Source organism: Pseudomonas sp. ATCC 43928 (assembly GCF_005938665.2).
In the GTDB taxonomy this organism is placed as follows: Bacteria; Pseudomonadota; Gammaproteobacteria; order Pseudomonadales; family Pseudomonadaceae; genus Aquipseudomonas.
Window position 1 is genome coordinate 2,169,518 of record NZ_CP041753.1, and the last position, 20,070, is coordinate 2,189,587.

12 protein-coding genes, 2 tRNA genes and 3 rRNA genes are annotated in these 20,070 nt (G+C 56.9%); 11 read left to right on the top strand and 6 right to left on the bottom strand.

Annotation, left to right across the window (positions count from 1 at the left end; all coding sequences use genetic code 11):
- The first annotated feature begins 119 nt into the window (after positions 1-119).
- The 4 genes from FFH90_RS09840 to FFH90_RS09855 all read left to right on the top strand — a co-directional run bounded on the left by FFH90_RS09840 (position 120) and on the right by FFH90_RS09855 (position 4,339).
- The gene (locus tag FFH90_RS09840) at positions 120-389 is read left to right on the top strand and encodes a hypothetical protein (protein ID WP_018929961.1); all 270 of its coding nucleotides are present in this window, start codon (positions 120-122) and stop codon (positions 387-389) included.
- Between the two features lie 101 nt (positions 390-490).
- The gene (locus FFH90_RS09845) at positions 491-1,102 is read left to right on the top strand and encodes a LysE family translocator (RefSeq protein ID WP_018929960.1); all 612 of its coding nucleotides are present in this window, start codon (positions 491-493) and stop codon (positions 1,100-1,102) included.
- A 205-nt stretch (positions 1,103-1,307) separates the two neighbouring features.
- Positions 1,308-2,474, top strand: a complete 1,167-nt coding sequence (locus tag FFH90_RS09850) for a cysteine desulfurase family protein (protein ID WP_138867066.1) — start codon at positions 1,308-1,310, stop codon at positions 2,472-2,474.
- A 56-nt stretch (positions 2,475-2,530) separates the two neighbouring features.
- Positions 2,531-4,339, top strand: coding sequence for an aminopeptidase P family protein (locus tag FFH90_RS09855; RefSeq protein WP_138867067.1), 1,809 nt, complete (start codon positions 2,531-2,533; stop codon positions 4,337-4,339).
- A gap of 47 nt (positions 4,340-4,386) precedes the next feature.
- Here FFH90_RS09855 and FFH90_RS09860 read toward each other — a convergent pair whose 3' ends face one another.
- The 4 genes from FFH90_RS09860 to rhtA form a co-directional block, all read right to left on the bottom strand.
- Positions 4,387-4,983, bottom strand: a complete 597-nt coding sequence (locus FFH90_RS09860) for a 2-hydroxychromene-2-carboxylate isomerase (protein WP_111454969.1) — start codon at positions 4,981-4,983, stop codon at positions 4,387-4,389.
- Between the two features lie 35 nt (positions 4,984-5,018).
- Entirely contained in the window at positions 5,019-5,759 is a 741-nt protein-coding gene (locus tag FFH90_RS09865) for an SDR family oxidoreductase (RefSeq protein ID WP_138867068.1), read from the bottom strand.
- 99 nt (positions 5,760-5,858) lie between these two features.
- Positions 5,859-6,140 carry a hypothetical protein gene (locus tag FFH90_RS09870; protein ID WP_018929955.1) on the bottom strand — a complete coding sequence of 94 codons (282 nt, stop codon included), beginning with the start codon at positions 6,138-6,140 and terminating at the stop codon, positions 5,859-5,861.
- A 170-nt stretch (positions 6,141-6,310) separates the two neighbouring features.
- Positions 6,311-7,198 (bottom strand): threonine/homoserine exporter RhtA, encoded by an 888-nt coding sequence (rhtA, locus tag FFH90_RS09875; RefSeq protein WP_111454968.1) that lies wholly within the window; start codon positions 7,196-7,198, stop codon positions 6,311-6,313.
- Between the two features lie 670 nt (positions 7,199-7,868).
- Between rhtA and FFH90_RS09880 the strand changes: the two genes are divergently transcribed.
- The 6 genes from FFH90_RS09880 to mrdA all read left to right on the top strand — a co-directional run bounded on the left by FFH90_RS09880 (position 7,869) and on the right by mrdA (position 15,295).
- A 16S ribosomal RNA gene (locus FFH90_RS09880) occupies positions 7,869-9,407 on the top strand.
- Between the two features lie 163 nt (positions 9,408-9,570).
- Positions 9,571-9,647 (top strand) — tRNA-Ile (locus FFH90_RS09885).
- A gap of 29 nt (positions 9,648-9,676) precedes the next feature.
- Positions 9,677-9,752 (top strand) — tRNA-Ala (locus tag FFH90_RS09890).
- A 246-nt stretch (positions 9,753-9,998) separates the two neighbouring features.
- A 23S ribosomal RNA gene (locus FFH90_RS09895) occupies positions 9,999-12,890 on the top strand.
- 155 nt (positions 12,891-13,045) lie between these two features.
- Positions 13,046-13,161 (top strand): 5S ribosomal RNA (gene rrf, locus FFH90_RS09900).
- Together the 16S, 23S and 5S rRNA genes with 2 tRNA genes alongside form the textbook arrangement of a ribosomal RNA operon.
- Positions 13,162-13,402: 241 nt before the next feature.
- Positions 13,403-15,295, top strand: a complete 1,893-nt coding sequence (gene mrdA, locus FFH90_RS09905) for a penicillin-binding protein 2 (RefSeq protein ID WP_019582845.1) — start codon at positions 13,403-13,405, stop codon at positions 15,293-15,295.
- Between the two features lie 11 nt (positions 15,296-15,306).
- Here mrdA and FFH90_RS09910 read toward each other — a convergent pair whose 3' ends face one another.
- A complete protein-coding gene (locus FFH90_RS09910; RefSeq protein ID WP_064616807.1) occupies positions 15,307-16,266 on the bottom strand; it encodes a LysR family transcriptional regulator in 960 nt (319 codons plus the stop codon).
- Between the two features lie 121 nt (positions 16,267-16,387).
- On the opposite strand from FFH90_RS09910, the gene FFH90_RS09915 reads away from it, so the two are divergent.
- Complete coding sequence (locus FFH90_RS09915) at positions 16,388-17,143, top strand: class II aldolase/adducin family protein (protein WP_064616808.1); 756 nt, start codon at positions 16,388-16,390, stop codon at positions 17,141-17,143.
- 229 nt (positions 17,144-17,372) lie between these two features.
- Here FFH90_RS09915 and FFH90_RS09920 read toward each other — a convergent pair whose 3' ends face one another.
- Positions 17,373-20,066, bottom strand: coding sequence for a DEAD/DEAH box helicase (locus FFH90_RS09920; protein ID WP_138867069.1), 2,694 nt, complete (start codon positions 20,064-20,066; stop codon positions 17,373-17,375).
- Between the last annotated feature and the right edge of the window lie 4 nt (positions 20,067-20,070).

The following is a 20,070-nucleotide window of genomic DNA, read 5'->3' on the forward strand; positions in this document are numbered from 1 at the left end:
TGTTCACTGCCAGTTCACCAATTCCCGATACCCACTATCGAGAGCATTGATTTCTGCCCGTCGGGGCGCGTCGGTAGCCTGTGTTCATTGCCCCGAACCCAGCTATCCGGACTTTCGAAATGAAAACTCTACTCACCACTTTTCTGTTGCTCGCCGTTTCCGTCCTCGCCGGATGTGCCAGTCATGTTTCACCGGAACTACGCCCCTACACCGCTGAAGAAACCCGGGAACTGGCGCTGGAAGCCTTGAACCGTCGGGGCTTGTCCTTCGAGGAGTACCACGCGAAGAAAGCCGAATTGCTCGGCCAGCCGACCAAATCGATCAGTTTTGACAAGCAAGGCGAGATGAACGCCGAGCGCACAGTACAGATGCACGGTCGCCAAAGCTGAGCGACAACTGTACTGCTCTAACTTTCACGCAACTGTCCATGGGTTTCCCTCAAGGCGTGCGATAGGGTCAACACCTGACTGACTCTGATGGACTGCCCCCCATGCTCTCGCTCGACCTTCTGCTGGGCTTTGCCCTGTTCGCCCTTGTCACCTCGATCACCCCCGGCCCGAACAACACCATGTTGCTGGCCTCGGGCGTGAATTTCGGCTTTAGCCGCACCATCCCTCACATGCTGGGCATTACCTGCGGCTTCTTCGTGTTGGTGGTGGCCGTCGGTTTCGGCCTGGGCACGGTGTTTCAAACCTATCCACTGCTTTACACCGTGCTGCGTTATGTCGGCGCGGCGTATTTGCTGTACCTGGCCTGGAAGATTGCGCATTCCGGGCCGGTCGCCGAGGGGGAGCAGGGCGAGGGCAAGCCGATCAGTTATTTGGGCGCGGCGGCGTTTCAATGGGTCAACCCCAAGGCCTGGATCATGGCCATCGGTGCCATCAGCACTTACACGCCGATGCAGGGTTATTTCACCAATGTGATTGTGATTGCCGCGGTCTTCGCTCTGATCAACCTGCCGAGCGTCGGTGTGTGGGCTGGTTGTGGCACGCTGTTGCGCAATGTGCTGCGCGATCGCCGCTGGCTACGCCTGTTCAACTGGGGCATGGCCTCGTTGCTGGTGGCTTCCATGTATCCGTTGTTGCTTGAAAGTTTTAGCTGACGCATTGCTTCAACCGGTTGCCTGATGCCTGTTAAGCTCGACTTCAGGAGCGTTCCTACGCACTTTTAAATGAAGTTGTTCTTCTTTAACGGCCTCCGATCAGGTATTGCTATCGTTCTGCAAATTCGGCGCCGCTCATAAGGCGGCGCTTTGATATTTCCAGTGACGAGCTTCCTGATCCCGGAACACGCTCTGCGAGTCTTCTATGAATAAACGTCCGTTGTATTTCGACTACGCCGCCACCACGCCGGTGGATGAGCGGGTCATCAAGGTGATGGTCGAGTGTCTGGGTTTCACGGGTAACTTCGGCAATCCAGCGTCCAGCTCCCACGCCTTCGGTCAACAGGCCCGGCAATCGGTCGAGCACGCACGGCGCCAGGTCGCCGAACTGGTGGGCGCCCAGGCCGAGCAGATCGTCTGGACCTCCGGAGCCACCGAATCCAACAACCTGGCACTCAAGGGCGTTACCCAGGCCCGCGGTGTGTCCGGCGGCCATATCATCACCAGCCAGATTGAACACAAGGCAATTCTCGACACCGCCAAACAATTGCAGGATGCCGGCATTGCCGTGACGTATCTGGTGCCCGATGCCGAAGGCCTGATAACTGCGCAAGCAGTCAGCGAGGCGATGCGCGAAGACACCTTTCTGGTGTCGCTGATGCTGGTCAATAACGAACTGGGCACCGTCAACGACATCCCGGCCATCGGCCAGGTAGTGCGTGATCGCGATGCGTTGTTCCACGTTGACTCGGCTCAGGGCGCGGGCAAAGTAGCGATCGACCTGGCCCGGTGGCCGGTGGATCTGATGTCGTTCTCGGCGCATAAGGTCTACGGCCCCAAAGGCATCGGCGCGCTGTACGTCGGGCCTCGTGCGCAACAGCGCCTGCAGGCGCAGATCCACGGTGGCGGCCATGAGGGCGGGTTGCGTTCCGGTACTCTGGCGACGCACCAGATCGCAGCCATGGGCGCCGCTTTCGCGCTGGCGGCCGCTTTGTTCGATGAAGAAAAAGCCACCATCGTGCGCCTGCGTGAACGCTTGCTCGATCAGCTGCTGAGCATTTCCGGTATTCGCGTCAATGGCAGTCCGACCCAGCGCATTCCCCATACCCTGAGCCTGACCTTCAACGAAGGTGAGTTCAATTCCGCGGCGTTGAGCACTTCGATCGCGTTTTCCGCGACGTCGGCCTGCAACTCCGCCAGTAATGCGCCATCTCATGTGCTGCTGGCGCTGGGGCATGACGCGCGCTCGGCCAGTCGCACCATTCGCCTGAGCCTGGGGCGTTTCACCACCGAGCAAGATATCGACCAGGCTGCGCACCTGATCAAAACGGCCGCCGTCAGTGCTCCGGCATTCTGGGCGACAGGTCCTTAAGCGCCGACTCTGATCGGCACCCAACAATAATGATGAAGTGGTTAGCAGGAGACACGATGAGTACGCAGCCTTCGATCAATGGATTGGTACCCCGGCGCCTGGCGCAAACCCGCGAGCTGATGAGCCGGGAGGGCATTCATGCTCTGTTGGTGCCGTCGGCCGACCCGCACCTGTCGGAATACCTGCCGGGCTATTGGCAGGGGCGGCAGTGGCTGTCGGGTTTCCATGGCTCGGTCGGCACGCTGATCGTCACACCGGATTTCGCCGGCGTCTGGGCCGACAGCCGCTATTGGGAACAAGCGAGCAAGGAACTCAAGGGTAGCGGTATCGAGCTGGTCAAGCTGCAACCGGGTCAACCCGGCCCGCTTGATTGGCTGGCCGAGCAAACGCCTGAAGGCGGTGTCGTCGCAGTCGATGGCGCGGTGATGGCCGTGGCGTCGGCGCGTACCCTGAGCTGCAAACTCCAAGAACGCGGCGCACGTCTGCGCACTGACATCGATTTGCTGAGCGAAGTCTGGAGTGATCGCCCGAGCTTGCCGAACGAGCCGATTTATCAGCACTTACCGCCTCAGGCGACCGTCAGCCGTGGCGAAAAGCTCGCCCAGCTGCGTGACGTGTTGAAAGAGCGCGGTGCCGACTGGCATTTCATCGCCACCCTCGATGACATCGCCTGGCTGTTCAACTTGCGCGGCGGCGATGTGTCGTTCAACCCGGTGTTTGTGTCCTTCGCGCTCATTAGCCAGCAACAGGCCACCTTGTTCGTCGCCCTGAGTAAAGTCAGCGCCGAGCTGCGTGCCATCCTTGAACAGGACGGCGTGACCCTGCGCGATTACAGCGAAGTGGCCGCCGCCTTGCGCGCCATACCAAGCGGCGCGAGCCTGCAAGTCGATCCGGCGCGGGTCACGGCAGGTCTGCTGGATAACTTGAACAGTGATGTGAAACTGGTCGAAGGCTTGAACCCGACCACCTTGGCCAAGTCACAAAAAAGCCTGGCCGATGCTGAGCACATCCGTCGGGCCATGGAGCAGGATGGCGCGGCGCTGTGCGAATTCTTCGCCTGGCTGGAGGCGGCATGGGGGCGTGAGCGCATCACCGAGCTGACCATCGACGAACACCTGACCGCGGCCCGCACCCGGCGTCCGGATTATGTGTCACTGAGCTTCAACACCATTGCTGCGTTTAATGCCAACGGTGCGATGCCGCATTACCACGCCACCGAAGAAGAGCACGCGGTCATCGAGGGTGACGGCCTGTTGCTGATCGACTCCGGCGGCCAATACTTGGGCGGCACTACCGACATTACGCGGATGGTGCCGGTGGGGACGCCGACTGACGAGCAGAAGCGCGATTGCACCCGCGTACTCAAAGGCGTGATTGCACTCTCCCGCGCGCAGTTCCCGCGGGGCATTCTGTCGCCGTTGCTGGACGCCATTGCCCGCGCACCGATCTGGGCCGAAAGTGTCGACTACGGTCATGGCACCGGTCACGGCGTCGGCTACTTCCTCAACGTTCACGAAGGCCCGCAAGTGATCGCCTATCAGGCGGCAGCCGCGCCGCAAACTGCAATGCAGCCAGGGATGATCACTTCCATCGAACCGGGCACCTACCGTCCGGGCCGCTGGGGCGTGCGGATCGAGAACCTGGTGTTGAACCGCGAGGCGGGCAAGAGCGAGTTCGGTGAATTCCTGAAGTTCGAAACCCTGACCCTGTGCCCGATCGACACCCGTTGCCTGGAACCGTCGCTGCTGACCGAAGACGAAATGCAGTGGTTCAACGGCTACCATGCCGAAGTGCGCGAGCGCCTGAGCCCGTTGCTCGATGGCGCGGCCCTTGAGTGGTTGAACACCCGGACCGCGGCTATTTGATCGGCTTGAGTTCAGTTGCTGGAAACAGCGCCTGAACTCAAGCCTGGCTATTGTGCCCGCAGGGCTTCAAGGACGAAGTCCAGCCGATCCTGGCCAAAGAACAGCTGATTCCCGACAAACATGCTCGGTGCGCCGAATACACCGCGTTGTACTGCTTCCTCGGTGTTTTTCTTGAGGGCGGCTTTGACGTTCTCATCGGCGGCTAGCGACAGCACCTCGTTCGGGTCGAAACCGTTTTGCGTCAGCACGGCGGCAACGGTCGCGGGATCATCGAGGCTGCACCCTTCCACCCACAGGGCGTGAAACAGGCAATCGATAAACGCCTGAAAGCGTTCGGGATGACGTAATTGCATACCCGTGACCGCGCGCATCAACATCAGGGTATTGATGGGGAAGTGCGGGTTGAACTTCAGTGGTACACCGTAACGCTTGGCATAGCGGTCCAGGTCCTGAAACATGTAGCGACCCTTGGCCGGAATGGTCACCGGGGAGGCGTTGCCGGTGGCTTTGAAGACGCCGCCCAGCAGCATCGGTTTGTAGATCAGCTGACTATCGGTCTGCGCGCAGATTTTCGGCAGTTGGGTGTAGGCCAGGTAGGTGGCGGGGCTGCCGAGGTCGAAAAAGAACTCCACGGTTTTACTCATGTCGATGTGCTCTTCTTTTTGTCGTAGGGGAAGGCTTACCAGCGTTCGCTCCAGGGGCGCAGATCCAGCTCGAACGTCCAGGCGTCCCGTGGCTGGCTGTGTAAGTACCAATAGTTTTCGGCGATGTGCTCGGGATTGAGGATGCCGTCCTGATCCTTGGTCGCGTATTTTTCCGGAAATCTGTCGCGGATAAAGTCGGTGTCGATGGCACCATCGACCACCACATGGGCGACGTGGATGTTCATCGGCCCCAGTTCGCGGGCCATGCTTTGGGCCAGGGCGCGAATCCCGTGCTTGGCGCCGGCGAAGGCAGCAAAACCTGCGGCACCGCGCAAACCGGCGGTGGCCCCGGTGAACAGGATCGTGCCCCGTTGGCGGGTGACCATGCGTTTGGCCACTTCGCGAGCATTGAGAAACCCTGAGAAACAGGCCATTTCCCAGATCTTGAAATACTTGCGGGCGGTTTCTTCGAGAATACTGCAGGGCACATTGGCGCCGATATTGAAGACGAACGCTTCGATGGGGCCGATCGCGGTTTCGATCTGCTCGACGAGCGCAATCACGTCCTCTTCTTTGCGCGCATCGCAGGCAAAACCATGAGCCTCGCCGCCGCTGATCGTGATGGCATCTACCAGTGGCTGAAGTTTGTCTGCGCTGCGACGTGTGACGCAGGCGACGTAGCCTTCCCGGGCAAAACGCTTGGCGATGGCGCCGCCGGTGGCATCGCCTGCGCCGACGACCAATACGATTTTCTTGCTACTGATAGCGGTGGTCATGGATGTCGCCCTTTGCTGAACGGTCAGTGACTGACGAACGTTAGCAGCATCCCGGGCGAGGCGCCTATCGGGCTACGCAAGCCCAATAGGGTTGGAGGATTACTTGCAGATGACGATCATGCTGCGGCTGGTATAGCCGGCCGGGTTAAGGCCAAACGGATAATCTCCGGGCTCTTCGACCGCATCCCCAGACTTGGCAATCACCTTGTAACCCTTGGGCGCGCACGAGTTGGCAGCGCTGGTGTAGCACTGGTCCCAGGAGGACGACAGCCCGGAACAGTTGATATGCAGCCCTTTCTTGCCGTGTTTGATCTGGGTTTTCGAGGTCGCCGCGCAGCCCGCAACTGCAAGCACGGCGATCAGTATCAAAATTCGTTTCATTGCTGTCCTTATTGAGGCCCCGGATCTTTGTGCCCGGGTCTGCCTGCATTCGCTTTTGCTTGAAGCGTTCTGATATCCCTATCTGAAAAAATCCATGTCTGACACTGAGTTACGTGGCCTAAACATGGCCTAAATGAGCGGTAAATACTAGACCCTCGTCAAATCTCGTATCAATCCGCCGCTACTGCGGGCTTGGCGGTGCTCCCCATGGTCATGGTTGCGCCGACGGACGCCAGAATGATGCACAGGATTGCCATCCACTGAGACAGGGAAAGGTATTCATGGAGGAACAACAGGCCGGACAGTGCACCGAACACGGGCTCGATACTCATCAATGTGCCGAAGGTCCGGGCCGGCAGCCGTGTGAGGGCGACCATCTCCAGGGTGTAGGGCAGGGCAGTGGACAGAATCGCGACCCCGATGGCCACGGGAATCAGCGAGGGTGTCAGCAGCGCAGCACCAGCATGGACGATACCGATGGGGGCTACGAACAGTGCAGCAATCATCACGCCCAATGCGGCGGTCTGCACGCCATTGTCGGCACCGGCCTTCTGGCCGAACAGAATGTACAACGCCCAGCAGACACCGGCGCCAAGGGCATAACCTGCGCCAACCAGATCAATACCTGCACTCGTGGCGCCAGTTGGAATCAACAGCAGTAAACCCACTGCTGCCAGAGCGATCCACAGAAAGTCGATCGCCCGACGTGAGGCATAAATAGCGACCGCTAATGGGCCGGTGAACTCCAGGGCTACCGCGATACCCAGAGGGACAGTGTTCAAGGACATATAGAAGAGGAAGTTCATGCCGCCCAGCGCCATCCCATAGACAATTACCGTGCGCAGGGATTTTGCGGTGAGCTTCGCTCGCCATGGGCGCAATAGCAGAAGCATGATCACGCTGGCGAAGATCAGCCGCAGGGTGGTGGTCCCTTGAGCGCCGATAACCGGGAACATGCTTTTGGCCAGGGAGGCTCCGGACTGGATCGATGCCATGGCTATCAAGAGCAGGCCTACCGAGAACAGGGTCGAGGCAAGGCTGCGGGGGTGGTCATTCATTGCGTGGCATCGTCCGAGGTGAGAAACGAGAGTAGTGTGTAATGTGTTGGGCAATATACTGCGCATTCGTTGCGGTTGCGTCTATATATAAGCAGGGATTTTGAACATCCTGATAGAAAAGCGTAATCAGGGGTTGACGGCAGATTCTGGAAGTCTATAATTCGCCCCACTTCCGGCGCAGTCGAAACGGAAAACTTCTTAGTAAACAACGAGTTACGCAGTTTTCGACAGCGGTTACGCTTCAGTTCATCGAAGCCAGAAGGAGTTGGTAGGGCATGATGTTGTCGCCTTATTGACGGTTCGATCTTCTCGGTCGAAAGCGGAGAAAAAGAGGTGTTGACAGCAGCGACTAACGCTGTAGAATTCGCCTCCCGCTAACGAGAGATCGGAAGCGCAAGTGGTTGAAGTTGCAAAGGAAACTTTGAAAGCTTCTGAAAATAACCGCTTGACAGCAACAGGGGCTGCTGTAGAATGCGCGCCTCGGTTGAGACGAAAGCTCTTAACCAACCGCTCTTTAACAACTGAATCAAGCAATTCGTGTGGGTGCTTGTGGAGTCAGACTGATAGTCAACAAGATTATCAGCATCACAAGTTACTCCGCGAGAAATCAAAGATGTAACCAACGATTGCTGAGCCAAGTTTAGGGTTTCTTAAAAACCCAAAGATGTTTGAACTGAAGAGTTTGATCATGGCTCAGATTGAACGCTGGCGGCAGGCCTAACACATGCAAGTCGAGCGGCAGCACGGGTACTTGTACCTGGTGGCGAGCGGCGGACGGGTGAGTAATGCCTAGGAATCTGCCTGGTAGTGGGGGATAACGTTCGGAAACGAACGCTAATACCGCATACGTCCTACGGGAGAAAGCAGGGGACCTTCGGGCCTTGCGCTATCAGATGAGCCTAGGTCGGATTAGCTAGTTGGTGAGGTAATGGCTCACCAAGGCGACGATCCGTAACTGGTCTGAGAGGATGATCAGTCACACTGGAACTGAGACACGGTCCAGACTCCTACGGGAGGCAGCAGTGGGGAATATTGGACAATGGGCGAAAGCCTGATCCAGCCATGCCGCGTGTGTGAAGAAGGTCTTCGGATTGTAAAGCACTTTAAGTTGGGAGGAAGGGCAGTTACCTAATACGTAATTGTTTTGACGTTACCGACAGAATAAGCACCGGCTAACTCTGTGCCAGCAGCCGCGGTAATACAGAGGGTGCAAGCGTTAATCGGAATTACTGGGCGTAAAGCGCGCGTAGGTGGTTCGTTAAGTTGGATGTGAAATCCCCGGGCTCAACCTGGGAACTGCATTCAAAACTGTCGAGCTAGAGTATGGTAGAGGGTGGTGGAATTTCCTGTGTAGCGGTGAAATGCGTAGATATAGGAAGGAACACCAGTGGCGAAGGCGACCACCTGGACTGATACTGACACTGAGGTGCGAAAGCGTGGGGAGCAAACAGGATTAGATACCCTGGTAGTCCACGCCGTAAACGATGTCAACTAGCCGTTGGGAGCCTTGAGCTCTTAGTGGCGCAGCTAACGCATTAAGTTGACCGCCTGGGGAGTACGGCCGCAAGGTTAAAACTCAAATGAATTGACGGGGGCCCGCACAAGCGGTGGAGCATGTGGTTTAATTCGAAGCAACGCGAAGAACCTTACCAGGCCTTGACATCCAATGAACTTTCCAGAGATGGATTGGTGCCTTCGGGAACATTGAGACAGGTGCTGCATGGCTGTCGTCAGCTCGTGTCGTGAGATGTTGGGTTAAGTCCCGTAACGAGCGCAACCCTTGTCCTTAGTTACCAGCACGTTATGGTGGGCACTCTAAGGAGACTGCCGGTGACAAACCGGAGGAAGGTGGGGATGACGTCAAGTCATCATGGCCCTTACGGCCTGGGCTACACACGTGCTACAATGGTCGGTACAGAGGGTTGCCAAGCCGCGAGGTGGAGCTAATCCCATAAAACCGATCGTAGTCCGGATCGCAGTCTGCAACTCGACTGCGTGAAGTCGGAATCGCTAGTAATCGCGAATCAGAATGTCGCGGTGAATACGTTCCCGGGCCTTGTACACACCGCCCGTCACACCATGGGAGTGGGTTGCACCAGAAGTAGCTAGTCTAACCTTCGGGGGGACGGTTACCACGGTGTGATTCATGACTGGGGTGAAGTCGTAACAAGGTAGCCGTAGGGGAACCTGCGGCTGGATCACCTCCTTAATCGACGACATCAGCTGCTCCATAAGTTCCCACACGAATTGCTTGATTCATTGAAGAAGACGATATGAAGCAGCCTGTATCAGGTTGTAGCTGTGTTGGTTAGAGCGCACCCCATGCTGTGTGGTAAAGAGCAGGGTGAGGTCGGCCTTAGTAGCTCGAAATTGGGTCTGTAGCTCAGTTGGTTAGAGCGCACCCCTGATAAGGGTGAGGTCGGCAGTTCGAATCTGCCCAGACCCACCAATTTTGTGTGGGAACACCTGTAGAAATACGGGGCCATAGCTCAGCTGGGAGAGCGCCTGCCTTGCACGCAGGAGGTCAACGGTTCGATCCCGTTTGGCTCCACCACTACTGCTTCTGTTGTTGAAAGCTTAGAAATGAGCATTCCATCGTGATGATGGTGAATGTTGATTTCTAGTCTTTGGCTAGATCGTTCTTTAAAAATTTGGGTATGTGATAGAAAGATAGACTGAACGTTACTTTCACTGGTAACGGATCAGGCTAAGGTAAAATTTGTGAGTTGCTCTTAATTGAGCATGCGAATTTTCGGCGAATGTCGTCTTCACAGTATAACCAGATTGCTTGGGGTTATATGGTCAAGTGAAGAAGCGCATACGGTGGATGCCTTGGCAGTCAGAGGCGATGAAAGACGTGGTAGCCTGCGAAAAGCTTCGGGGAGTCGGCAAACAGACTTTGATCCGGAGATGTCTGAATGGGGGAACCCAGCCATCATAAGATGGTTATCTTGTACTGAATACATAGGTGCAAGAGGCGAACCAGGGGAACTGAAACATCTAAGTACCCTGAGGAAAAGAAATCAACCGAGATTCCCTTAGTAGTGGCGAGCGAACGGGGACTAGCCCTTAAGTTGATTTGAGATTAGCGGAACGCTCTGGAAAGTGCGGCCATAGTGGGTGATAGCCCTGTACGCGAAAATCTCTTGTCAATGAAATCGAGTAGGACGGAGCACGAGAAACTTTGTCTGAATATGGGGGGACCATCCTCCAAGGCTAAATACTACTGACTGACCGATAGTGAACTAGTACCGTGAGGGAAAGGCGAAAAGAACCCCGGAGAGGGGAGTGAAATAGATCCTGAAACCGTATGCGTACAAGCAGTGGGAGCCCACTTTGTTGGGTGACTGCGTACCTTTTGTATAATGGGTCAGCGACTTATTTTCAGTGGCGAGCTTAACCGAATAGGGGAGGCGTAGCGAAAGCGAGTCTTAATAGGGCGTCTAGTCGCTGGGAATAGACCCGAAACCGGGCGATCTATCCATGGGCAGGTTGAAGGTTAGGTAACACTGACTGGAGGACCGAACCGACTACCGTTGAAAAGTTAGCGGATGACCTGTGGATCGGAGTGAAAGGCTAATCAAGCTCGGAGATAGCTGGTTCTCCTCGAAAGCTATTTAGGTAGCGCCTCATGTATCACTGTAGGGGGTAGAGCACTGTTTCGGCTAGGGGGTCATCCCGACTTACCAAACCGATGCAAACTCCGAATACCTACAAGTGCCGAGCATGGGAGACACACGGCGGGTGCTAACGTCCGTCGTGAAAAGGGAAACAACCCAGACCGTCAGCTAAGGTCCCAAAGTTATGGTTAAGTGGGAAACGATGTGGGAAGGCTTAGACAGCTAGGAGGTTGGCTTAGAAGCAGCCACCCTTTAAAGAAAGCGTAATAGCTCACTAGTCGAGTCGGCCTGCGCGGAAGATGTAACGGGGCTCAAACCATACACCGAAGCTACGGGTATCACTTAGGTGATGCGGTAGAGGAGCGTTCTGTAAGCCTGTGAAGGTGAGTTGAGAAGCTTGCTGGAGGTATCAGAAGTGCGAATGCTGACATGAGTAACGACAATGGGTGTGAAAAACACCCACGCCGAAAGACCAAGGTTTCCTGCGCAACGTTAATCGACGCAGGGTTAGTCGGTCCCTAAGGCGAGGCTGAAAAGCGTAGTCGATGGAAAACAGGTTAATATTCCTGTACTTCTGGTTATTGCGATGGAGGGACGGAGAAGGCTAGGCCAGCTTGGCGTTGGTTGTCCAAGTTTAAGGTGGTAGGCTGGAATCTTAGGTAAATCCGGGATTCTAAGGCCGAGAGCTGATGACGAGTGTTCTTTTAGAACACGAAGTGGTTGATGCCATGCTTCCAAGAAAAGCTTCTAAGCTTCAGGTAACCAGGAACCGTACCCCAAACCGACACAGGTGGTTGGGTAGAGAATACCAAGGCGCTTGAGAGAACTCGGGTGAAGGAACTAGGCAAAATGGCACCGTAACTTCGGGAGAAGGTGCGCCGGTGAGGGTGAAGCACTTGCTGCGTAAGCCCACGCCGGTCGAAGATACCAGGCCGCTGCGACTGTTTATTAAAAACACAGCACTCTGCAAACACGAAAGTGGACGTATAGGGTGTGACGCCTGCCCGGTGCCGGAAGGTTAATTGATGGGGTTAGCTAACGCGAAGCTCTTGATCGAAGCCCCGGTAAACGGCGGCCGTAACTATAACGGTCCTAAGGTAGCGAAATTCCTTGTCGGGTAAGTTCCGACCTGCACGAATGGCGTAACGATGGCGGCGCTGTCTCCACCCGAGACTCAGTGAAATTGAAATCGCTGTGAAGATGCAGTGTATCCGCGGCTAGACGGAAAGACCCCGTGAACCTTTACTATAGCTTTGCACTGGACTTTGAATTTGCTTGTGTAGGATAGGTGGGAGGCTTTGAAGCGTGGACGCCAGTTCGCGTGGAGCCATCCTTGAAATACCACCCTGGCAACTTTGAGGTTCTAACTCAGGTCCGTTATCCGGATCGAGGACAGTGTATGGTGGGTAGTTTGACTGGGGCGGTCTCCTCCTAAAGAGTAACGGAGGAGTACGAAGGTGCGCTCAGACCGGTCGGAAATCGGTCGTAGAGTATAAAGGCAAAAGCGCGCTTGACTGCGAGACAGACACGTCGAGCAGGTACGAAAGTAGGTCTTAGTGATCCGGTGGTTCTGTATGGAAGGGCCATCGCTCAACGGATAAAAGGTACTCCGGGGATAACAGGCTGATACCGCCCAAGAGTTCATATCGACGGCGGTGTTTGGCACCTCGATGTCGGCTCATCACATCCTGGGGCTGAAGCCGGTCCCAAGGGTATGGCTGTTCGCCATTTAAAGTGGTACGCGAGCTGGGTTTAGAACGTCGTGAGACAGTTCGGTCCCTATCTGCCGTGGACGTTTGAGATTTGAGAGGGGCTGCTCCTAGTACGAGAGGACCGGAGTGGACGAACCTCTGGTGTTCCGGTTGTCACGCCAGTGGCATTGCCGGGTAGCTATGTTCGGAATAGATAACCGCTGAAAGCATCTAAGCGGGAAACTAGCCTCAAGATGAGATCTCACTGGGACCTTGAGTCCCCTGAAGGGCCGTCGAAGACTACGACGTTGATAGGTTGGGTGTGTAAGCGCTGTGAGGCGTTGAGCTAACCAATACTAATTGCCCGTGAGGCTTGACCATATAACACCCAAGCAATTTGCTGATCCGAAAGGACACCAGATTGCGGTGTGTGAAGACGCAATGAACCGAAAGTTCGCAAGCATTCACAAAAACCGTACAAACTATCGCATACCCAATTTGCTGAAGCGTCGAAAGACGGTTCGGTACCCGAATTTCTTGACGACCATAGAGCATTGGAACCACCTGATCCCATCCCGAACTCAGAAGTGAAACGATGCATCGCCGATGGTAGTGTGGGGTTTCCCCATGTGAGAGTAGGTCATCGTCAAGATTAAATTCCGAAACCCCTATCTGCGTATGCAGGTAGGGGTTTTGTTTTGCCCGTAGGAAAGTGCTTTGGCAACAGAGGGCTAGCGGATGGCCATCCCTGGTAATGGTCGCATCGTTCGTGAAACTTCGGCAGAGCGCGCTAAAAACCACGCCGTTTTTGGTATGGTGCAGCTCGTTTCAACGGACTGACTGCAAGCCTACGGATCGGTACTCCCGTTTATAGTCAAAGAGTTGCTGCAGAAATGCCCGAACCGATACCAATCAAGGACCACGAGAAAGAGACGCTCCTGGTCAACAAAAGACTGATGGCCTGCGCCTTGTTCGTCGCCGCCATTACTTGCGCGCTGGTGGTGCGCATGTACGTCCTGCAGGTTGTCGAGTTCGACTATCACTCGACAATCTCCGAAAACAACCGCGTCCATGTCCTGCCGATCACTCCAACTCGTGGGCTGATCTACGACCGCAATGGTGTGGTCCTGGCAGACAACCGACCCAGCTTTAACCTGACCATCACCCGCGAACGCGCTTCCGATGTCAAACGCGAGCTGGATGAAGTGGTCAACCTCCTGCACCTGCCGGCCGAGGACCGTACACTGTTCGACAAGGCGATGAAGCAGGCCAGGCACCCCTTCGTCCCGGTCACGCTGTTCTATGAGCTCAGCGAAGAACAGATCGCCGTACTCGCGGTCAACGAGTTCCGTCTGCCTGGAATCGATGTAGAGCCGCAGTTCGTTCGCCACTACCCCATGGGCGCGCACTTTGCGCATTCGATCGGCTACGTCGGTCGCATTAACGAAAAAGAATCCAAAGCCCTGGACACGGTGGAATACCGTGGCACCCAATCCATTGGCAAAACCGGTATCGAGAAATTCTACGAATCAGAATTGCACGGCCATGTGGGTTACGAAGAAGTCGAAACCAATGCCCAGGGCCGCGTGCTGCGAGTGCTCAAGCACACCGACCCGATCCCCGGCAAAAACATCGTCCTGAGCCTCGACGTCAAACTTCAGGAAGCCGCCGAGGAGGCATTGGGCGATCGGCGTGGCTCGGTGGTCGCTCTCGATCCGTCGACCGGCGAAGTATTGGCCATGGTCAGCAAGCCAAGCTTCGACCCGAACTTGTTTGTGACGGGCATCAGCTTCAAGGAATACGCGGCACTGCACGACTCCATCGACCGGCCGCTGTTCAACCGCGTGCTGCGCGGGCTCTACGCACCTGGCTCGACCATCAAGCCGGAAGTGGCGATCGCCGGCCTTGACGCCGGAGTCGTAACCCCGCAGACCCGCGTCTTCGATCCGGGCTATTACCAGTTACCGGATTTCGATCATAAGTACCGTAACTGGAATCACAGCGGTGATGGCTGGGTGAACATGGACACGGCGATCATGCGCTCCAACGACACCTACTTCTACGATCTGGCCCACAAGCTGGGCATCGATCGTCTGCACGACTACATGGCGATGTTCGGCCTTGGCGAGAAGGTCTCGCTGGACATGTTCGAAGAATCTCCCGGGTTGATGCCGTCTCAGGCCTGGAAGCGCGCCACGCGGCGACAGGCGTGGTTCCCCGGCGAGACAGTGATCCTCGGCATTGGCCAGGGCTACATGCAGGTCACTCCTCTGCAGCTGGCACAGGCCACCGCGCTGATCGCCAACAAAGGTGTATGGAACCGGCCGCACCTGGCCAAGACCGTGGATGGCGTCGCGCCGGTGGACGAGCATCCGATGCCGAACATCCTGCTCAAGGATCCGCGTGACTGGGAGCAGGTCAATCACGGCATGCAGATGGTAATGCACGACGCCCGCGGGATTGCCCGAGCGGCGGCGCAGGGCGCGCAGTACCGCATCGCCGGCAAAAGTGGCACCGCGCAAGTGGTGGCGATCAAGCAGGGTGAACGCTACAACCGGGCGAAAACCCTGGAGCGCAACCGCGACAACGCCTTGTTCGTCGGATTTGCTCCGGCCGAACATCCGCAGATTGTCATCTCGGTGATGATCGAAAACGGCGAGGCCGGTGGTCGCGTCGCCGGCCCTGTGGTGCGGCAGATCATGGATGCCTGGCTACTTGATCAGGACGGCCACCTGAAGCCGCAATACGCCGCGCCGAGCAAAGCCCCGGGCGACCCTCACGTTTAAGGATCAAGGCTTCACAGCACAGGCTCACGAATGCTGAGCATGTGCTGGAAGCTTTCCAGGAACACGGTTTCGGCCTGATTCATCTTCTGCTCGCGATTCCACAACAGCTGGATATCGAAATCCACCACGCCGTCTTCCGGCGGCAAACGCCAGAGCAAACCTTGCTCGACATCCCTGCGCACCAGATGAGTCGGCAAACACCCAATACCAAACCCTGCGCAGATCAAGCGGTAAATCTCTTCGAAACTGGTGGATGACGCAACGATCTTGCCGGTAAAGCCTTGCTGGTCGCGAAACAGGGTCAGGGGTGAAAGGTTGCCGCCGAGCTGATCGCTGGTGAAGCTGACGAAGTTCTCTGCAGCGAGCTGTTCAAGGGTCAGATTCTCTTGTCCGAAAAGTCGATGACGCTGCCCGCAAAAGTACGCATAACGCTCGCGAAACAATACTCTCTGTTCCAGTCGCGGCTGCGGTAAACGGCATAATCCGACGCCAATGGTCGCGGTCTTTTGCAGCAACGAACTGATGATGTTCGAACTGCCCATCACCTCGACTTCCAGCTCGACTTTCGGGTGGGTTTCATGGAAGTCGGCGAGGAACTCATCGTAGTGTCGTGCTTGCACGCCGCTGACGGTGAGGATGCGGATCTTGCCGACCACGTCGTCGTGCCGACTCTCCAGCACCGTTCCCAGGCGCGAAATATCGCCGTAAATGTCCGTTGCAATGCGCAGGACTTCTTCCCCGGTTTCCGTCAGATCGAACCGCCTTCCACTGCGGGCGATCAACACACATTCCAGTTGTTCTTCCAGACGCTTCAAAGCCTGGCTGACCGCCGACTGGGTGATGTGCAGCCGCGCGGCGGCCCGACTCATGCTGCCTTCCTGACCGATCACCAGATAAGTGCGCAGCAGGTTCCAGTCGAGACGGTCATTCAGAAAGCGGCGACCAACCCACGGGTTCGAAGTGGAGGGCATAAGGATTCCATGTAGTAGCAGTACTAATAGTAAATATAAGATTATGAAAATTGACTAATCCTGTCATGGCAGCGATAAAGCCCACAAGCGCCACAGAGTGCGCTGCTAAAGAGGTGTATTCGTGAGTAAACCTGAACACATCGGCACGGTTGAATGGCAAGCCCGTTGCGAACTGGCCGCGCTGTATCGCCTGGTCGCGCACTTTCGCATGACCGACCTGATCGACACCCATATTACCCTGCGGATTCCAGGGCCTGAGCATCACTTTCTGATCAACCGCTACGGGGTTATTTTCGACCGCATGCGCGCCTCGGATCTGGTGCGCATCGATCAGGAAGGGCGAGTGGTCGATCCGGCCTACAAAGGTCATCGGGTCAATGCCGCAGGCTTTGTGATCCACTCGGCAATCCACATGGCTCGCCCGGATCTAAACTGTGTGATTCACACTCACACCGCCGCCGGCATGGCCGTCGCCGCGCAGAAGCACGGCTTGTTGCCGATCAGTCAGCACGCGTTGAAGTTTTACGGCAAGTTGGCGTATCACACCTATGAAGGCATTGCCCTGTCGCTGGATGAGCGCGAGCGTCTGATTGCCGATCTGGGGCCGCATCGGGCGATGATCCTGCGTAATCACGGCCTGCTGGTCGGTGGCTCCGGCGTGGCCCAGGCATTTCAGGAAATTCACTTCCTGGAGCGTGCCTGTCAGGCACAGGTTCAAGCGCTGGCCGGTGGTTCGGCGCTGCATTACCCGTCTCCGGAAGTCTGTGCGCACACCGCCGAACAGTTTGACCGCGATGAACAGGACAACATCATCGACCTGGCCTGGGAGGCTGCTCTGACCCTGATCGAATCCCAGCGCGAGTCCTACTTATCGTAAACTCTGTCATCAACAGCATTGTTTTGCTGTCCCGCGAAGGCGTCAGCGCATTCAACATCGACGTTGACTGACACACCGCCTTCGCGGGCAAGTCGGGTCGCCGCATCGCTCGCTCCTACAGGAGGACATGTCCGATTTCAGAAGACCCCTTTCGCGAGCAGGTTCCCGCAGGATTGATGCTCACCCTGTGGGGGCAAGCCTGCTCGTAATCGCGATCTGACTATCCCTGCTACTTATCGATTTTTTCCGGCAACGGCGCAAACAACGCCTCGATATCATCGCTCTGCAACTTCCAGTCCCCGGTCTTGCGTCCATCCAGCACGCCTGCGGCCAGATCGGATTTTTCCTTCTGCAGATGCTGAATCTTCTCTTCCACCGTGCCCCTGGCAATCATCTTGTAGACGAACACCGGCTTCTCCTGACCAATGCGATACGCACGATCCGTCGCCTGATTCTCCGTCGCCGGGTTCCACCAAGGGTCGTAGTGAATCACCGTATCGGCTTCGGTCAGGTTCAGGCCCACACCGCCAGCCTTCAAACTGATCAGAAAGATCTGACGCTTGCCGCTCTGGAATTCCTTGACTGGCGTGCGTCGGTCACGGGTCTGGCCGGTCAGGATTGCATACGCCACGCCACGTTTGTTCAGCTCGTCCTCGATCAGCGACAACATTGAGGTGAACTGCGAGAACAGCAGAATCCGCCGACCTTCCTCGAACAGCTCTTCAAGCATTTCCATCAGGCTATCGAGTTTGCCGGAGGTACTGCCGCGAGCGGGCAGGGCAGCATCGTTGACCAGGCGCAAATCACAGCACACCTGACGCAGCTTCAGCAGTGCCTCAAGAATGATGATCTGGCTGCGTGCCACGCCTTTGCGGGTGATCTCGTCGCGGACTTTCTTGTCCATGGCCAGGCGCATGGTTTCGTACACATCGCGCTGGGCTTCGTTGAGCTCGACCCAATGGACGATTTCGGTTTTCGGCGGCAGTTCGGTGGCCACTTGTTCCTTGGTCCGGCGCAGCAGGAACGGTTTGATCCGACCGTTCAGGTGTTGAAGTCGTACTTCACTGGCACGTTTTTCTATCGGCACGCGGTAATCACGGTTGAAGTTTTTCACGTCACCGAGCCAACCCGGCAGCAGGAAGTGGAACAGCGACCACAGCTCGCCCAAGTGGTTTTCTAGCGGCGTGCCACTCAGGCACAGGCGCTGGCGAGCATTCAGCTCACGGGCCGCATGGGCGGCCTTGCTGTTGGGGTTCTTGATGTACTGCGCTTCATCCAGCACCAGTACGTGCAATGGCTGCGCGGCCAGACGTTCGACGTCCTTGGGCAGCAGTGCATAGGTGGTCAGGATCAGGTCGTAATCGGCCAGGTTATCGAAATGCTTTTTGCGACTGACGCCGTACAGCGCCAGCACTTTGAGCTGGGGCGTGAAATGCGCCGCTTCGTCGAGCCAGTTCGGAATCAGGCTGGTGGGCATGACCACCATGCACGGCCGATCGAGGCGCCCGGCGTTCTTCTCGCTGAGAATGTGCGCCAAGGTCTGTAGGGTTTTGCCCAGGCCCATGTCGTCCGCGAGAATCCCGCCGACTTCCAGTTGTCGCAACGACTGCATCCAGCTCAGGCCTTCCAGCTGATACGGGCGCAAGGTGGCATTCAGGCCCTCGGGCGCTGCGGCGGTGTGGTCCTTGATGTCGCGCAGGCGCTGGGCAAAGGTGCGGATCTGCTCGCCACCTTCCCAGAGCAGCGGCAGGCCTTCCAGCGGGTTCAGTCGCGTGGCGTCGGCCTTGCTCAGGCGCAGCGTGGTTTCGCCGGGCTCTTGCAGGTAAAACTCGCCAAGGGTGGCCAGCACTGGTTTCAGGCGGCCGAAGGGCAGGGCGACCTGCAACGGGCCCTGGTCGGTGCTGCGACGTTGTGGAATGTTCACCAGGATCAGTTCGTCGTCGCGACGTCGGGCGAGCCGTTCCGGATTGAGGATTTCGGTGTGGGAGCGCATCAGGTTCAACAGGATCGGCAGCAGGCTCAGGCGTTCGCCGTTGACGATGATCCCCAGTTCCAGGTCGAACCAGTCGCGCTCAGGTGCCTGCTCGACGGTGGCGTACCAGTCGTCCACGGCAGTCAGGTCGAAGCCGAAATCCTCGTCGATCTGCAATTCCCAGCCTTGGGTGCGCAACTTCGGCAGCTCATTGAGGGTGAAGGTCAGCCAGGCGCTGTCGTTGACCATCTCGTAGAGTTCGCCGGCACTTTCTGGCAAGGCCTTACTTTGTCGGGTGGCGACTTTGAAACCGAGGATCCGCAGCTGCTCCCTGTAGGTCTGTTCGACTTCCGGGTGACGTTTTATCCGCAGCGTCTGTGTCTCCTGACGAATCAGGATGTCAGCGTTTTTCTGTCCGCTGACGTATTCGTCCAGATAGCTGAAGGACAGCGCCGCGCGATGCTGAATGTAACGCTGCATTTTTCCGTTGCGCGGTTCGAAGGCGCTGAACTCGATGCTCGCCAGCCACAGGCGCGGCACCGGTTGCACGTTGTCCACCAGCACTTGCGGCGGCGCTTTCGGGCTACGGTTTTCCAATACGGCCTGAAGTTTTTCCAGCAGTTCGGCGTCTTTCGCGGCTGCCGGATACGCGAGGGTTTCCTGCACTTGCAGCAACACCGCTGCGCAATGTTTGCAGTTGCTGTGAACCGGGCAGGTGCACGTGGCGTCGATCATCAGCAAGGTGCCTTTGGCCGACTCGCGCAGGCGAATGGTCTGACGGTAAACGTTACCGCCAGAGCCTTCGCAACTGGCGGTGATGGTGGCGTCGCCGACTTCGACGATCCTGACGCGGTTCTCCAGTGCGTAGCGGCGGCCACGCTCCAGGCTCTGTTCCTTGAATCGGCTGACCCAGGATGTTGCCAGGGGTTTGCTCAGGGTCGCGGAGGACATAAGG

Bases quoted from the DNA above. Each gene is read 5' to 3' on its own strand.
- FFH90_RS09855 (WP_138867067.1), top strand. From the start codon at position 2,531: ATGAGTACGCAGCCTTCGATCAATGGATTGGTACCCCGGCGCCTGGCG.
- FFH90_RS09870 (WP_018929955.1), bottom strand. From the start codon at position 6,140: ATGAAACGAATTTTGATACTGATCGCCGTGCTTGCAGTTGCGGGCTGC.
- FFH90_RS09850 (WP_138867066.1), top strand. From the start codon at position 1,308: ATGAATAAACGTCCGTTGTATTTCGACTACGCCGCCACCACGCCGGTG.
- FFH90_RS09840 (WP_018929961.1), top strand. From the start codon at position 120: ATGAAAACTCTACTCACCACTTTTCTGTTGCTCGCCGTTTCCGTCCTC.
- FFH90_RS09910 (WP_064616807.1), bottom strand. From the start codon at position 16,266: ATGCCCTCCACTTCGAACCCGTGGGTTGGTCGCCGCTTTCTGAATGAC.
- FFH90_RS09845 (WP_018929960.1), top strand. From the start codon at position 491: ATGCTCTCGCTCGACCTTCTGCTGGGCTTTGCCCTGTTCGCCCTTGTC.
- rhtA (WP_111454968.1), bottom strand. From the start codon at position 7,198: ATGAATGACCACCCCCGCAGCCTTGCCTCGACCCTGTTCTCGGTAGGC.
- FFH90_RS09920 (WP_138867069.1), bottom strand. From the start codon at position 20,066: ATGTCCTCCGCGACCCTGAGCAAACCCCTGGCAACATCCTGGGTCAGC.
- FFH90_RS09865 (WP_138867068.1), bottom strand. From the start codon at position 5,759: ATGACCACCGCTATCAGTAGCAAGAAAATCGTATTGGTCGTCGGCGCA.
- mrdA (WP_019582845.1), top strand. From the start codon at position 13,403: ATGCCCGAACCGATACCAATCAAGGACCACGAGAAAGAGACGCTCCTG.
- FFH90_RS09860 (WP_111454969.1), bottom strand. From the start codon at position 4,983: ATGAGTAAAACCGTGGAGTTCTTTTTCGACCTCGGCAGCCCCGCCACC.